We start from the raw sequence: 15,325 nt of genomic DNA, 5'->3' as shown, positions 1-15,325 counted from the left end.
GAAATCATTCGAAGATTTTCGACGACGGTTTGCGGGTGAGGGGCGCACCATTCTCTCGCTCCCTCCCCCCTTGCGGGGGAGGGAAACGCACCGATGTTGGCGCGGCTAGTCGGGCCTAATCCCGGCACGCCCTAATTGATCGGTCCCACGATGAACGGGCCGATGGCGATGACGTGGCAGTCGCTGTCGCGCTTGGCGCAGTCGGCGAGCGCGGAGTTGACGGCGGTCTGCTCGTCGGCGGCCTTGAGGCCGAGGCCGGGGCGGCCGGCGGTGCCGACGGCGACGGCGTTCCAGCCCATGGCGTCGCCGAGCTTGCGCACGACCTCGTCGCGGGCATCCGCCACGATCGAGGGATTGCTCGCGGCGTGGAAGAAGCCGGTGATCCTCAGCAGCGTCGGGATCGGCACGACGAAATTGTCGTCGATCCCGACGATCATGCAGGCAACGCCGGCGATCGCGCCGCACGATTCCAGCGAACGCCGCGCCGCGTCCTCGGCGGATGATGCGCCCAGCACCATGAAATATTGTCCGCCCGGTCCGAGCGCGACCGAGCGGGATTTCGCCGCCGGCACGAACATGTTCTCGAGCCGGACCTTTTGCGGATCGCGCACGATCGGAAAATCCTTCGAGGCGAACGCCCGCTCGGTCATGGCGTCGTGCCGGAAGTAGGGCGCCGGCGGCATCGGCGGCTTGCCGTGCGCGTAAACGACATTGTTGCCGACCGCATAGAGCTCGCAACGCCGCGGCGATTGGGCGGCATCGGCGCGCTTCTGGCACTGCTCGATCGCGCCGTTGCGCGCAGCCTCCTCGCTCGGCTGGTTCAACACCGAACCGGTGAAGCCGCCGACATTGAGCGCGAAGGCCTTGTAGTCGCCGGCCGCGGAATAGTCGCCGGCCAGATAGTTGCGGACGCGCTCGTTGATAAAGGGCACGCTGTCGGCTGCAAGCTTGCCTGTCATGATCGCGGCGGACGGTGACGGCACAGGCATCGGCGCCATCGCTGCGCCGGAGTTGGTCGGCGCCATCGGCGCCTTTGCCATTTGGGTCGGCATCGGGGTCGGCGTTGCCGCCATCGCAGCCGGCGTTGGGCTCGGCGCAGCACTGGGCGTCACGGCCGGGGTCGATGCGGCGGTCGCGGTCTGCTTGAGCTTGGTGTTGTAGAGGAAGCCGGAGACAACGATCGCAACGATCGAAACGACGGCAACCACCAGCGGCCACATCCACACCGGTGCAGCGGCCACCTTCGAAGCCGCCTTCTTCAGCTGCGGCTTGGAATAGCTGCCGTCCTCGCGTCGCATCGCCACCATGTAGGCGTGCACCGGCGTCGGGATGTTCTTCACCTCCTGCGCGCCGATATCGGCGAACTGCACCGACAGCTTGTTGGCGACCTGCTCGTGCACGGCGCGGGAGACGCAGATGCCGCCGACCTCGGCAAGGCCCTCCAGGCGCGCGGCAATGTTGACGCCGTCGCCCAACAGATCGCCGTTGCGCTCGACCACGTCGCCGATGGTGATGCCGATGCGGAACGACATCTGCCGGCTCGGCGGGTACGCCATGTTGCGGGTCCGCAAGCTTTCCTGGATGTCGATCGCGCAGCGCACCGCATCGACCGCGCTCGGAAATTCCGCGAGCACGGCATCGCCCGCCGTGTTGAAGATGCGCCCGCCGGCCTTGGCGATGAAATCGTCGATGACTTCGCGGTAAGAGGCCAGGCGCCGCAGCGTCTCCTCTTCATCCTCCGCGACCAGCCTCGAATACCCGGCAATATCGGCTGCGAAAATCGCCGCGATCTTGCGTTTCATCTGTGACCCGCCCCGGAACAAATTCGCGGGCGCAGAATGCCGCTATCGGCGTCGCGGTGCAACAAAGTTTCAGCGCCCGCCACGGTTGGTGACGAGCGCTGAACTTATTCAGGAATTTTGAGGCTGGCCCCGGAGCGGCTGCGCCGGGGCTTAGTGCATAGCCGTGGAGTTGAGCTGCTGCTGGATGCTCTTGAAGTGGTCGAGACGCTCGATGGCGTGATCGAGCTCACCGCCTTCGTGCTCCTTCAGACCCTCTTCCATCTCCGCGATGGTCTCGGCGAACTGAGCACGATCGAGCTCGTCCAGCGAGGTCGCGACGTCGGCGAGCACGGTCAGGCCCTTCTCGGAGACTTCGGCGAGGCCGCCGAGCACGATGACCTTCTCGTGCCTGCCACCGCTGGTGATGGTGAGGATGCCGGGCCGGATCGCAGCCACGACCGGCGCATGTCCAGCCAGCACGCCGAAATCACCCTCGACGCCGGGGATGTCGACCTGATCGACCTCGCCCGTGAAGGCGAGCTTTTCCGGAGAGACGAGATCGAAGTGGAAGGTGGCCATGGTTTTTCCGCTTGCTTCGCTTGTCACCCGCGGGCCTGACCCGCGGGTCCATCAGTCAACGAAAGTTCTTTCGATGGATCGCCGGATCAAGTCCGGCGATGACATCTGAAACTTAGGCCGCCTCGGCAGCCAGCTTCTTGCCCTTCTCGACCGCCTCTTCGATGGTGCCGACCATGTAAAAGGCGGCTTCCGGCAGGTGGTCGTACTTGCCTTCCACCAGGCCCTTGAAGCCCTTGATGGTGTCGGCGAGGTCGACGAACTTGCCCGGCGAGCCCGTGAAGATTTCGGCGACGTGGAACGGCTGCGACATGAAGCGCTCGACCTTGCGGGCGCGGGCCACGGTCAGCTTGTCCTCTTCCGAAAGCTCGTCCATGCCGAGAATGGCGATGATGTCCTGAAGCGCCTTGTAGCGCTGCAGCACCTGCTGCACCTGACGGGCGACCGCGTAGTGCTCCTCGCCGACGACCAGCGGGGAGAGCATGCGCGAGGTCGAGTCGAGCGGGTCCACCGCCGGATAGATGCCCTTTTCGGCGATCGAGCGCGACAGCGTCGTGGTCGCGTCAAGATGCGCGAACGAGGTCGCGGGCGCCGGGTCGGTCAAGTCGTCGGCCGGAACGTAGATGGCCTGCACCGAGGTGATCGAGCCCTTCTGCGTGGTGGTGATGCGCTCCTGCAGCGCGCCCATGTCGGTGGCGAGCGTCGGCTGATAACCCACCGCCGAAGGAATACGGCCGAGCAGCGCCGACACTTCCGAGCCGGCCTGGGTGAAGCGGAAGATGTTGTCGACGAAGAACAGCACGTCCTGGCCCTTGTCGCGGAAGTCTTCCGCGATGGTCAGACCCGTGAGCGCGACGCGGGCGCGGGCGCCCGGCGGCTCGTTCATCTGGCCGAACACCAGCGCGCACTTCGACTTCACGCTCGGATCCGGATTGTGCGGATCGGCGTTGACCTTGGACTCGATGAACTCGTGATAGAGGTCGTTGCCCTCGCGGGTACGCTCGCCGACGCCGGCGAACACGGAGTAACCGCCGTGCGCCTTCGCGACGTTGTTGATCAGCTCCTGAATCAGCACGGTTTTGCCGACGCCGGCGCCGCCGAACAGGCCGATCTTGCCGCCCTTCGCGTAAGGCGCGAGGAGGTCGACGACCTTGATGCCGGTGACGAGAATTTCAGCTTCGGTGGACTGGTCGGTGTAGGTCGGCGCTTCCTGGTGGATGGCGCGCAGGCCTTCCGACTTGACGGGACCGGCTTCGTCGATCGGCTCGCCGATGACGTTGATGATGCGGCCGAGCGTGCCCTCGCCGACGGGAACGCGGATCGGCGAACCGGTGTCGGTGACTTCCTGGCCGCGGACCAGACCCTCGGTGGTGTCCATCGCGATGGTGCGCACGGTCGATTCGCCGAGATGCTGGGCGACTTCGAGCACCAGACGGTTGCCGCCGTTCTTGGTCTCGAGCGAGTTGAGAATGGCCGGGAGGTGGCCTTCGAACTGCACGTCGACGACGGCGCCGATGACCTGGGTGACGCGACCGACCTGGGCTGCCATTGAATGTCTCCTTCGATCCGAACTTCTAAACCGCGGTCAGCGTGACCGGGATGTTGCGTGTGATGGATGCTGAAGCGCCTTGATCAGACGGCTTCGGCGCCCGAGATGATTTCGATCAGTTCCTTGGTGATCTGCGCCTGACGCGTGCGGTTGTAGACCAGCGTCTGCTTGCGGATCATCTCACCGGCGTTGCGCGTCGCGTTGTCCATCGCGCTCATCTGCGCGCCGTAGAACGAGGCGTTGTTCTCGAGCAGCGCGCGGAAGATCTGGACCGCGAGGTTGCGCGGCAGCAGGCGGGTGAGGATCTCGTCCTCCTCCGGCTCGTATTCGTAAGAGGTCGTGCTGGCGGCACCGCCCTCCTCGACCACCAGCGGGATCACCTGCTGGGCGGTCGGGATCTGCGCGATCACCGAGCGGAAGCGCGAATAGAACAGCGTGCAGACGTCGAACTCGCCGGCCTCGAAACGGGCCAGAATCTTCTTGGCGATGTCCTCGGCGTTGACGAAGCCGAGCTGGCGGACGCTGCGCAAATCGAGGTGCTCGACGATCTGCTTGTCGAACTGGCGGCGGAGCTGCTCATAGCCCTTGCGGCCGACGCAGAAGAATTTGACTTCCTTGCCCTGCGCCATCAGCGCCAGAGCGCGCTCGCGGGCGAGACGCACGATCGAGGAGTTGAAGGCGCCGGACAGGCCGCGCTCGCCGGTGCAGACCAGCAGCAGATGAACCTGATCGCGGCCGGTGCCGGCCAGCAGCGCCGGCGCGCCGGGCGAGCCCGCCGCGGCACTGGCGATGTTGGAGATCACCGCGCTCATCTTGTCGGCATAGGGACGCGCAGCTTCCGCCGCGGTCTGCGCGCGGCGCAGCTTCGAGGCCGCGACCATCTGCATGGCCTTGGTGATCTTTTGCGTCGCCTTGGTGGAGGCGATGCGGACGCGCATGTCTTTAAGTGACGCCATTCTTCGTTCACCCCGGCGGTTCGACTGAAGCGTCGGACCGCTAGCCTGTCCCTACCGCAATGCCCGGCCGGGCGCCGGGCACGCGTCTTATTGGTTTGCCTCTCACGAAGCGATCATGGCCGGACGGATCCGGCCATGCTTGCCGTTACGCGAAGCTCTTCGCGAAGCCTTCGACCACCGACTTCAGCTTGCCAGCGGTGTCGTCGGAGAGGTCGCGGCTGTCGCGGATCGAGTTGAGGATGTCGACGTGCTTGCCGCGCAGCAGCGAGAGCAGGCCGTCCTCGAACGCGCGCACCTTGTTGATCGGCAGCGGATCGAGATAGCCGTTGGTGCCGGCCCAGATCACGCAGACCTGCTCTTCCATCTTCAGCGGCGAGAACTGCGGCTGCTTCAGGAGTTCGGTCAGGCGCGAGCCGCGGTTGAGCAGGCGCTGGGTCGAGGCGTCGAGGTCGGAGCCGAACTGCGCGAACGCCGCCATTTCGCGGTACTGCGCGAGCTCGCCCTTGATCTTGCCGGCGACCTTCTTGGTAGCCTTGGTCTGCGCGGACGAGCCGACGCGCGACACCGACAGACCGACGTTCACCGCGGGACGGATGCCCTGGAAGAACAAGTCGGTTTCCAGGAAGATCTGGCCGTCGGTGATCGAGATGACATTGGTCGGAATGTAGGCCGACACGTCGTTGGCCTGGGTTTCGATGACCGGCAGCGCGGTCAGCGAGCCCGAGCCATGGTCCTTGCTGAGCTTCGCGGCGCGCTCGAGCAGGCGGGAGTGCAGATAGAACACGTCGCCGGGATAGGCTTCGCGGCCCGGCGGGCGGCGCAGCAGCAGCGACATCTGGCGGTAGGCGACGGCCTGCTTGGACAGATCGTCATAGATGATGACGGCGTGCATGCCGTTGTCGCGGAAGAATTCGCCCATGGTGCAGGCAGTAAAGGGGGCAATGTACTGCATCGGCGCCGGATCCGAGGCGGTGGCGGCGACGACGATCGAGTATTCGAGCGCGCCCTGCTCTTCCAGCACCTTCACGAACTGGGCGACGGTCGAACGCTTCTGGCCGACCGCGACGTAGACGCAATACAGCTTGATGTTCTCGTCGGGCTGCGCGTTCAGCGGCTTCTGGTTCAGGATGGTGTCGAGCGCGATCGCGGTCTTGCCGGTCTGACGGTCGCCGATGATCAGCTCGCGCTGGCCACGGCCGATCGGGATCAGGGCGTCGATCGCCTTGAGGCCGGTCGCCATCGGCTCGCTCACCGACTTGCGCGGAATGATGCCGGGCGCCTTGACGTCGACGCGCATACGCTTGTCGGCCTGGATCGGGCCCTTGCCGTCGATCGGGTTGCCGAGCGCGTCGACGACGCGGCCGAGCAGGCCCTTGCCGACCGGCGCGTCCACGATGGCGCGGGTGCGCTTGACGGTCTGGCCTTCCTTGATCTCGCGGTCGGCACCGAAAATAACGACACCGACGTTGTCGGTTTCGAGGTTCAGCGCCATGCCGCGGGTGCCGTTCTCGAACTCGACCATTTCACCGGCCTGGACGTTGTCCAGACCGTAGACGCGGGCGATACCGTCGCCGACGGACAACACCTGTCCGACTTCGGAGACTTCAGCTTCCTGGCCGAAATTCTTGATCTGGTCCTTGAGGATCGCGGAAATTTCCGCGGCGCGGATGTCCATCAGCCTGCCTCTTTCATCGCGTGCTTGATCGAATTGAGTTTGGTGCGAAGCGAACCATCGACCATGCGGCTGCCCAGCTTGACGACGAGGCCACCGATGATCGCGGGATCGACTTTCACGTTCAGCGCGACGTCCTTGCCGGTCACCGACTTCAGGGCAACCTTGAGGGCGTCGAGATTCTTGTCAGAGAGCGCTTCCGCCACGGTCACGTCGGCCGTCGTCTCGCCCTTGAACTTGGCGACAAGGACGCGGTAGGCGCGGATGACGTCCGCCACCGCGAACAGGCGGCGGTTGGCGGTCAGCACCTTGAGGAAATTGGCGGAGATCCCGGCGATGCCGGCCTTGTCCAGCACGGCCGTGAGGGCCTTGGACTGGGCATCGGCCGCGAACACCGGGCTGCGGACGAGGCGCTTCAGATCGGCGCTCTCGTTCAGCAAGGCCTCGAATTTATCGAGATCGGCTTTGACCTCGTCGACCACTTTCTGGTCGCGGGCCAGTTCAAACAAGGCCGTTGCATAACGGCCGGACACACCAGAAACGGACGTATCTTCTGCAGCCACAGACGCGCTCTTTTTGCTGTCAAACTCGCAAGGGAAAAACCGTCGCCACGAAGCGGCGCCAAGCGATCCAAGCCCTTGGAATTCAAGCGGGACTTCGATTTTCGGCCGGCACGGGAGGTGCCGGATCCGTTAAAATCGCGGCTTTGCTAACATAGCAGGCGCGCACGTGCAACATGACGCCAAATTAAAGGCACGGGGTTCTGTCGCCAGTTCGTCGCACTCCGTGAGAAGTCCTCGCGCGCGAGGCGACGGCCTGCCGCGCCACGGAACGGCCTGCCGCGCCACGGAATTGCCGTGAGCCTGACAACGGCATCCCGCCCTTTGGTTCCTGCCCTCAGCGCATAGCCGCCATGAACACGGATCGCTGAGCCGTGATTCCCGGCTGCTCCGCTCCACTCGCTGAATACTTTCCCATTTCTAAACGCTGCGGGCGATGACTTCGTATTACAGTATTAGTAAGTAATCATTAGGTTAACAAATCGTTAAAGCCAAAGGTCACGGAACATCGGCTGGATATCGTGCGGCGGTAACAAGATATTTCATCACGCCACATAGCGGATTTACTGCCCAATTCACGCCTCATTAGGAATCGAAACGCCAACCCGCTCACAAACTGATGGGGGCTCCACTAGCCACATATGTGGCAATACTAGCTTAGGGACCATTAAATGCTGTCTTTGAAGACGCTGGGCACTGTGACCCGGCCGCGCACGGCGCTCGCTTTCGTCGCCGCAACTCTCATCATCGGTGGAACTGCCACCGAGGCTTCCGCAAAATCCAGGCATCACCGGCATCATCACCGCCACCACGCCCAGACCGATACCAACGCGACCCCCGATTGGCGCAACGCCAACGCGGCGATGACGCCGTCCACGGGCACGGGCCGCAGCTTCTCCGGCATGGCGTCCTATTACGGCAACGAGTCCGGCAGCCGGACCGCGTCGGGCCAGCGCTTCAACCAGAACGCCATGACCGCGGCGCACCGTTCGCTGCCGTTCGGCACCAAGCTGCGCGTCACCCATGGCGGCCAGAGCGTGGTCGTCACCATCAATGACCGTGGTCCGTTCATCCGCGGCCGCGTCCTCGATCTCTCCACCGGCGCTGCCCGCGCCATCGGCCTCACCGGCGCCGGCGTCGGCCGCGTCACCGCGGAAGTCGTCTCCTAAGGGCGCGCTTCAAGCGCCTCACATGACCCGCGCACTTTCCATCAGTTTGATGCGCGCATGAAAACAAGCCCGCGGTCTTGGGGGACCGCGGGCTTTTTGTTTGGCCGCGTGGGGGATTCGTAGCCGGATGGAGCGCAGCGAAATCCGGGGTCTTCGTGCGCGGACCGACCGGTCCCGGATTACGCTTCGCTCCATCCGGGCTACAGGCGCCTTGTCATTGCGAACGTAGCGAAGCAATCCAGAAACGTTCGGCGGAGAGACTCTGGATTGCTTCGTCGCAAGGGCTCCTCGCAATGACGAGGAGAGAGTGGGGCAGCCCTACAAAAAGCTCTGCGGATCGACGTCGACCTCGAGCTTTTGATTGCCCGTCGGCTTCGGGCAGACGGCGAGCCAGTTGCGCAAGTAGTCCGAGAGATCGAAACCGCGCGCCGATTTCACCAGGATGCGGAAGCGGTAGCGGCCCTTGATGACGGCGAGCGGTGCTTCGGCCGGGCCCAGCACCACCACGCGCTCGTCGCGCGGCGCGAGCGCGACGAGACGGCGGCCGAGACCTTCCGCGCTCGGGCGGTCGCCGGCGGAGATGATCAGGCTCGCGAGCCGGCCGAACGGCGGATAGAGCGTCTTCTCGCGCAGATCGATCTCGCTGTCGTAGAAGGCCTCGCGGTCGCAGGCGATCAGCGCCTTCATCACGGGATGATCGGGCTGATGGGTCTGCAGATAGCCGACGCCGCGGCCCTGCTCGCGGCCGGCGCGGCCGATCACCTGGTTGAGCAATTGCCAGGTGCGCTCCGCCGCGCGCGGATCGCCGTTGCTGAGGCCGAGATCGGCATCGATCACGCCGACCAGATTGAGCCGCGGAAAATTGTGGCCCTTTGCCACCAGTTGCGTGCCGATGATGATGTCGACGCGGCCTTCGGCAATCTCATTCAGCTCGCTGCGCATCGTCTCGATCGAGGTGATGAGATCGCTCGACAGCACCATGGTGCGCGCGTCCGGGAACAGCGCGGCCGCCTCCTCCTGCAGGCGCTCGACGCCGGGACCGACCGCGACCAGGGATTCCTCGGCCGAACAGTTCGGACAGAGATGCGGGCGCGGCATCGAGAAGCCGCAATGGTGGCAGACCAGGCGCTGGCGAAAGCGGTGATCGACCAGCCAGGCATCGCAGATGGTGCAGGCGAAGCGATGGCCGCAGCCGCGGCACAGCGTCAGCGGCGCATAGCCGCGGCGATTGAGGAACAGCAGCGCCTGCTCGCGCCGCTCGATCGCGGTTCTGATCTCGGAGGCCAAGCGCGGCGAGATATAGCGGCCGCGCGGGGGCGGCTCGCGGCGCAGGTCGATGGCCTCGATATGCGGCATGTGCTGGCCGCCGAAGCGCGAGGGCAACGCGACGCGCTGATAGCGGTTCTTGCGCGCGTTGACCTCGGATTCGACCGACGGCGTTGCGGACGCCAGCACGACCGGGATTTTTGCGATATGCGCGCGCACCACCGCCATGTCGCGGGCGTGATAGTGCACGCCCTCGTCCTGCTTGTAGGCCTGGTCGTGCTCTTCATCGACGACGATGAGGCCGAGATTGGCGTAAGGCAAAAACAGCGCCGAGCGCGCGCCGACCACGACCGGCGCGCTGCCTTCGGAGATCGCCGCCCAGTTGCGCGCGCGGGTGCGCGGGGTCAGCTCCGAGTGCCATTCGATCGGCCGCACGCCAAAGCGCCGCGCGAAGCGGTCGAGGAACTGGCCGGTCAGCGCGATCTCCGGCATCAGGATCAGCGACTGCTTGCCGCGGCGGATGGTTTCCGCGACGGCCTCGAAATAGACCTCGGTCTTGCCCGAGCCGGTGACGCCATCGAGCAGCGCGACGTGAAAGGTGCCATTGGCCGCCAGCGCGCGCATCGCATCGACCCCCGCACGCTGCAGCGGCGAGAAATCCGGTCGGCCGAACTCCGGATCGGGGGCCGGCGGCGGCGCAGGCGGCGGCATCGGCTCGACCGTGAGCGTGCCCTCGTCGACGAGGCCGTCGATCACGCCGGCCGACACGCCGGCTTCCTTCGCCGCCTCGGACTTGGCATGCAGCAACCGGTCGGACAGCACCTCGATCACGCGCTGGCGCGCCGGCGTCAGCCGCCGCGGCGGATCGCCGGTCAGGCGCACGCCGGGACGCACCCGCTCGGGGCCGAGATTCTCGCCCATCCGCAGGCACATGCGCAGCACCATGCCGCGCGGGCTCAGCGTGTAATTGGCGACCCAGTCGACGACCTGGCGCAATTCGGGCTTCAGCGGCGGAATGTCGAGCTTCTCGCTGACCTCCTTGAGGCGGTTGTGCAGGCGCGGGTCGGGATTGGCATTCTCCCCCCAGACCACGGCCAGCACCTCGCGTGCGCCGAGCGGCACACTGAGGAGGTCGCCCGCCTTCAGCTCCATGCCGCGCGGCACCTTGTAGGAATAGGTCTGGTCGAGCGCGACCGGCACCAGCACGTCGACCATGCCGGTCGCGTTGGCGGGGGCGGTGCTGCTGCGCGACGTGTAATCCATCAACGATCTTTGGAAGGAGAATCGGAACCCGGGCCTGAAGGCTAGCGCCATGACGCAGCCTTAGCGAACAGTAAACTTGTGTGATGCGATATACTGTGCGGAATCATTACGTCCAGAGCGCATGAGCAAAGCGGCCGCCCCTCAAATCGAGCTCGCCAGCGCCGATCCCTCGATCGCGCAGGAGATGACGCGCTGGCTGTCGCATCTCGGCGCCGAGCGGCGGCTGTCGCCGAAGACGCTGGAGGCCTACGGCCGCGATCTGCGGCAGTGCCTGGATTTCCTTTGCAGCCATTGGGGCGAGCGGGTCACGCTCGAGCGATTCGCCGCGCTGGAGGCCACCGACGTGCGCGCCTTCATGGCGATGCGCCGCGCCGACGACATTGCCGGCCGCAGCCTGATGCGCGCGCTGGCGGGCCTGCGCTCGTTCGGGCGTTTCCTCGAGCGCGAAGGCAAGGGCAAGGTCGGTGCACTCTCGGCGATCCGCGCGCCGAAAGTCGCAAAGAGCCTGCCGAAGCCGCTGCCGATGGCGTCAGCCAAACGCCTCGCAGATGCCGACGAGCGCGCCGGCGAGGAGCGCGAGACCTGGATCCTGGTGCGCGATGCCGCGGTGATGGCGCTGCTGTATGGCTCCGGCCTGCGCATCTCCGAAGCGCTGGGCTTGAAGCGCCGCGAGGTGCCGAAGCCCGGCGAAGGCGACGTGCTGGTCGTGACAGGCAAAGGCAACAAGACCCGCATGGTGCCGGTGCTGCAGAACGTGCTGGAGCTGGTGCAGGAATATGTTTCGATGTGCCCGTATCCGCTGCCGGCGGAAGGGCCGATCTTCGTCGGTGCGCGCGGCGGCCCCTTGAGTCCGCGCATCATCCAGCTCGCGATGGAACGGCTGCGCGGCGCGCTCGGCCTGCCCGACAGCGCCACGCCGCACGCGCTCCGCCACTCCTTCGCGACACATCTGCTGTCGCGCGGCGGCGATCTGCGCGCGATCCAGGAACTGCTCGGCCATTCCTCGCTCTCGACCACGCAGATCTACACCGGCATCGATTCCGAGCGCCTGCTCGAAGTCTATGCCAGCGCTCATCCGCGGCGGTGAAGCTGCGGCTCAGTTCGAGAGATATTCGATCTCGTAGACATAGTTCGATCCGCGACCAACCTCGACGCGGACCGCCGGCTTGAATTGCTCCAGCCGCTCGTAGAGCGGTGTCGTGACTTTCACCGTCTGGCCCGCGATACGGACGAGATAGTCCGCCCTGCGGCTGCCACTCGACCTCCACGCACGATCGACGCGCCCTTCGATCACGAGCCGGGACGTCAGGTGATCGAGAACCAGCATCCGTCCGGCATACCATGCAAGGCCGCTGCCGAGCAGCACGACCAGGATCATGAAGCCGAGCGCCTTCGCCTTGTCGAACCATGAGCCGTAAAGCGGAGGCTGTCGCAGTTGCAAGCCGGCTATGGCCAGACCCAGAACGACGAGGCCGATATGGACGTCGTTCACCGCGAAGATCGAGCTCTTGTCATAAAACAGCAACAGGCCGATGTAGGCCACGCTGACCGCGAAGACGATCTTGCCGATGAACGGAAACGCCGCGGTGTTGCGGGTCTTGCACAGCGCAAATGCCGCTATGACGACGAAGGGCCAGAAGCAGGCTGCGATGAATTCCGCTGTGGTCATGGCACAGGACTAGAGCAGTCCTGGAGGCGAAACCATTAATTGCAACCGCCATGACGCTTGCCACTTGCGCATGCTGCTCGGTTCGGTCAATCGTTGGTAAATGAGCAGGAGAGATTTATGAGCGCACATGAAAGCATGGAGCATGCCGAGCACGCCGAACACGCGTCCGGCTCGAACAAGAAGATTGCGCTCCTGATCGCCGTTCTGGCGCTGTTCCTGGCGATCTCGGAGACGCTCGGAAAGGGCGCCCAAACCGAATCGATCAGCAAGAACGTCGAGGCCGCCAATCTGTGGGCGTTCTTCCAGGCCAAGACCATCCGCCGCACCGTGGTGCTGACCGCATCCGAGCAGGGCAAGCTCACGCTTGCCGGCACCACCGACGACGCCCTGAAGCCGGTGGTGCAGAAGCAGGTCGACGACTGGACCAAGACCGCGGCGCGCTACCGCTCCGAGCCCGAGACCGGCGAAGGCACCGAGCAGCTCGCCGAGAAGGCCAAGCATGCCGAGCACGAGCGCGACGAGGCGACCGCGAAGTACCATCACTTCGAGCTCGCATCGGCCGCCTTCCAGATCGGCATCGTGCTGGCGTCCGCCACCATCATCACCGGCATGATCGCGCTGGCCTATGTCGGCGGCGTGCTGACGCTCGCCGGCCTGATCATGACCGCCCTCGGCCTGTGGTGGCCGCATCTGGTGCATTTGCATTAGGACCGAGCACACTTGCTCCGCTGTCGTCCCGGCGAAGGCCGGGACCCATACCGCGTGATCTATCGGTTGCTCGCGGTGGGAGTACCGAACAACGAATCTTCGCCAAACTACTCCCTGTGGTTATGGGTCCCGGCCTTCGCCGGGACGACGCCTGTGGGATTGGCGCGAGCGGAGCGCGCTCAGCGCGCCTGGTGCACGCTCTTGCGGAAGCGCTGGATCAGGCGGAGCGTGCGGGCGGACCAGCCTTCGCCGTTGCCGGCGATCAGTTCGCGGATGCGGCGCTTGATCGGGTCGACCAGCAGGTGCGCCTTGGCGCGCACCTTCATCACGAAATCGTAGATCCGCTCGAACCAGGGCATCTCCAAGAGCTTGTCGCGCGTGACGTCGAACACGAAGGCGGTGACGCCGACGCCGGCGAGCTTTGCGAAAATGATCGTGAAGACCGCGCTGGTCCAGTACTCATGCGTGAGCAGCCACAGGCCGACCAGCTTGAGCGGAAACAGCGGGATGATGGGGACCGCGAACACGATCAGCGTCATGGCCGGCGACAGCGAATCGACGCGCTCCGTCAGCCATTGCTTGAAACGTGCGAGCGGGATGGCTGCGACAACCCGCGCGACGATCGGTTCGAGATGGTCCCATAGCCAGGCTTCGATCAGGAAGACGATCGCAAGCAGGACCCAGACCGGTTGCAGAAGGCGGCGCAGCATGTGTTTCCCGCCCGGTTCGTCGCTGGGCGCGAGCCTACATATGGATGGCCCGCTTGCCGACTGCAAGCGCGGCTTCCTTGACGGCCTCCGAGCGGGTCGGATGGGCGTGGCAGGTGCGCGCGAGATCTTCCGCACTGCCACCAAACTCCATGAGAACGCAGGCTTCATGGATCATTTCGCCGGCCTCAATGCCGATAATGTGCACGCCGAGCACGCGATCGGTCTTCGCATCTGCGAGAATCTTCACAAAGCCGTCGGTGGTCTGGTTGACCTTGGAGCGGCCGTTGGCGGTAAAGGGAAACTTCCCGACGGTATAAGCTGTGCCCGCCTGCTTCAGCTCCTCCTCGGTCTTGCCGACGGAGGACACTTCCGGCGTGGTATACACGACGCCTGGGATCACATCGTAATTCACGTGGCCGGCCTGGCCGGCGATGATCTCGGCGACCGCAACGCCTTCATCCTCGGCCTTGTGCGCGAGCATCGGGCCGGCGACGACGTCGCCGATGGCATAGACGCCCTTCAGGCTGGTGGCAAAATGCGGGTCGATCTGGATACGGCCGCGCGGGTCGAGCGCGACGCCGGCTTCCTTCAGGCCCAGCCCGTCCGTGTAGGGCGTGCGGCCGATGCAGACCAGAACGACATCGGCCTCGATGGTCTCGGCGGCACCGCCGGCAGCCGGTTCGATTTTCGCGAGCAATGCCTTGCTGTTCGCTTCGACGCCGGTGACCTTCGAACCCAGCTTGAACGCAAATCCCTGCTTTTCAAGGATGCGCTGGAATTGCTTGGCGATCTCGCCGTCCATGCCGGGCAGAATGCGATCGAGGAATTCGACCACCATGACTTCGGATCCAAGCCGGCGCCACACCGAGCCAAGTTCGAGCCCGATCACGCCGGCGCCAATGACCAGCAATCTGCCTGGCACCTTCTCCAGCGACAGCGCGCCGGTCGAGGACACGATGCGCTTCTCGTCGATCTCGATGCCCTTCAGGCGCGCAATGTCGGAGCCGGTGGCGATCACGATGTTCTTGGTCTCGACCACCTGCGACTTGCCGTCGGCGGAGACTTCGACCTTGCCGGTGCCGAGGATCTTGCCGGTGCCCTTGAGCACGTCGATCTTGTTCTTCTTCATCAGGAACTCGACGCCCTTGACGTTGCCGTCGATGCCCTGCTGCTTGAAATTCATCATCGACGGCAGATCGAGCTTCGGCGAGGAGACCGACACGCCCATCTTGGCGAAGGAATGCCCGGCTTCCTCGAACATTTCGGACGCATGCAGCAGCGCCTTGGAGGGCATGCAGCCGACATTGAGACAGGTGCCGCCGAGCGTTGCGTTCTTTTCGACCACGGCGACTTTCATGCCGAGCTGGCTGGCGCGCACTGCGCAGACATAACCGCCCGGTCCGGTGCCGATGACGACGAGATCGTAGGTAGCCATGAGAGGAAGTC

Annotated in this window: 13 protein-coding genes; 3 read left to right on the top strand and 10 right to left on the bottom strand. The window is 64.9% G+C overall.

Features of this window, described 5'->3' with window-relative positions:
- Positions 1 to 131: 131 nt before the first annotated feature.
- The 6 genes from IQ16_RS03420 to IQ16_RS03395 form a co-directional block, all read right to left on the bottom strand.
- Positions 132 to 1,802 carry an adenylate/guanylate cyclase domain-containing protein gene (locus IQ16_RS03420; protein WP_018643882.1) on the bottom strand — a complete coding sequence of 557 codons (1,671 nt, stop codon included), beginning with the start codon at positions 1,800 to 1,802 and terminating at the stop codon, positions 132 to 134.
- A gap of 150 nt (positions 1,803 to 1,952) precedes the next feature.
- Positions 1,953 to 2,360, bottom strand: coding sequence for a F0F1 ATP synthase subunit epsilon (locus tag IQ16_RS03415; RefSeq protein ID WP_026312122.1), 408 nt, complete (start codon positions 2,358 to 2,360; stop codon positions 1,953 to 1,955).
- A 112-nt stretch (positions 2,361 to 2,472) separates the two neighbouring features.
- Positions 2,473 to 3,906: a F0F1 ATP synthase subunit beta gene (gene atpD / locus IQ16_RS03410; protein ID WP_018643884.1), complete on the bottom strand. Its 1,434-nt coding sequence runs from the start codon at positions 3,904 to 3,906 to the stop codon at positions 2,473 to 2,475.
- A gap of 83 nt (positions 3,907 to 3,989) precedes the next feature.
- On the bottom strand, positions 3,990 to 4,862 hold the full coding sequence (locus IQ16_RS03405; RefSeq protein WP_018643885.1) for a F0F1 ATP synthase subunit gamma: 873 nt from the start codon (positions 4,860 to 4,862) through the stop codon (positions 3,990 to 3,992).
- Between the two features lie 145 nt (positions 4,863 to 5,007).
- The gene (gene atpA / locus IQ16_RS03400) at positions 5,008 to 6,537 is read right to left on the bottom strand and encodes a F0F1 ATP synthase subunit alpha (protein WP_018643886.1); all 1,530 of its coding nucleotides are present in this window, start codon (positions 6,535 to 6,537) and stop codon (positions 5,008 to 5,010) included.
- Positions 6,537 to 7,097 (bottom strand): F0F1 ATP synthase subunit delta, encoded by a 561-nt coding sequence (locus IQ16_RS03395; protein ID WP_018643887.1) that lies wholly within the window; start codon positions 7,095 to 7,097, stop codon positions 6,537 to 6,539. The genes atpA and IQ16_RS03395 overlap by 1 nt, the downstream gene beginning before the upstream one ends.
- 668 nt (positions 7,098 to 7,765) lie before the next feature.
- Between IQ16_RS03395 and IQ16_RS03390 the strand changes: the two genes are divergently transcribed.
- A complete protein-coding gene (locus IQ16_RS03390) occupies positions 7,766 to 8,263 on the top strand; it encodes a septal ring lytic transglycosylase RlpA family protein (RefSeq protein WP_018643888.1) in 498 nt (165 codons plus the stop codon).
- Between the two features lie 318 nt (positions 8,264 to 8,581).
- Here IQ16_RS03390 and IQ16_RS03385 read toward each other — a convergent pair whose 3' ends face one another.
- Positions 8,582 to 10,792: a primosomal protein N' gene (locus IQ16_RS03385; protein WP_018643889.1), complete on the bottom strand. Its 2,211-nt coding sequence runs from the start codon at positions 10,790 to 10,792 to the stop codon at positions 8,582 to 8,584.
- Between the two features lie 121 nt (positions 10,793 to 10,913).
- On the opposite strand from IQ16_RS03385, the gene IQ16_RS03380 reads away from it, so the two are divergent.
- Positions 10,914 to 11,879 carry a tyrosine recombinase XerC gene (locus IQ16_RS03380; RefSeq protein ID WP_018643890.1) on the top strand — a complete coding sequence of 322 codons (966 nt, stop codon included), beginning with the start codon at positions 10,914 to 10,916 and terminating at the stop codon, positions 11,877 to 11,879.
- A gap of 9 nt (positions 11,880 to 11,888) precedes the next feature.
- On the opposite strand, the gene IQ16_RS03375 is transcribed toward IQ16_RS03380, so the two are convergent.
- Positions 11,889 to 12,461: a hypothetical protein gene (locus tag IQ16_RS03375; protein ID WP_018643891.1), complete on the bottom strand. Its 573-nt coding sequence runs from the start codon at positions 12,459 to 12,461 to the stop codon at positions 11,889 to 11,891.
- 117 nt (positions 12,462 to 12,578) lie between these two features.
- Here IQ16_RS03375 and IQ16_RS03365 point away from each other — a divergent pair, with 117 nt between their 5' ends.
- Positions 12,579 to 13,169 carry a DUF4337 domain-containing protein gene (locus IQ16_RS03365; RefSeq protein WP_018643892.1) on the top strand — a complete coding sequence of 197 codons (591 nt, stop codon included), beginning with the start codon at positions 12,579 to 12,581 and terminating at the stop codon, positions 13,167 to 13,169.
- Positions 13,170 to 13,348: 179 nt separating this feature from the next.
- Here IQ16_RS03365 and IQ16_RS03355 read toward each other — a convergent pair whose 3' ends face one another.
- Both IQ16_RS03355 and lpdA read right to left on the bottom strand, forming a co-directional pair.
- A complete protein-coding gene (locus IQ16_RS03355) occupies positions 13,349 to 13,879 on the bottom strand; it encodes a hypothetical protein (protein ID WP_018643893.1) in 531 nt (176 codons plus the stop codon).
- Positions 13,880 to 13,913: 34 nt separating this feature from the next.
- Entirely contained in the window at positions 13,914 to 15,314 is a 1,401-nt protein-coding gene (gene lpdA / locus IQ16_RS03350) for a dihydrolipoyl dehydrogenase (RefSeq protein WP_018643894.1), read from the bottom strand.
- Positions 15,315 to 15,325 lie beyond the last annotated feature (11 nt).

It is taken from the genome of Bradyrhizobium huanghuaihaiense (assembly GCF_007830635.1).
In the GTDB taxonomy this organism is placed as follows: domain Bacteria; phylum Pseudomonadota; class Alphaproteobacteria; order Rhizobiales; family Xanthobacteraceae; genus Bradyrhizobium; species Bradyrhizobium huanghuaihaiense.
The sequence above is the reverse complement of the archived record's forward strand: the minus strand, read 5'-3'. Positions and strand labels throughout refer to the sequence as shown.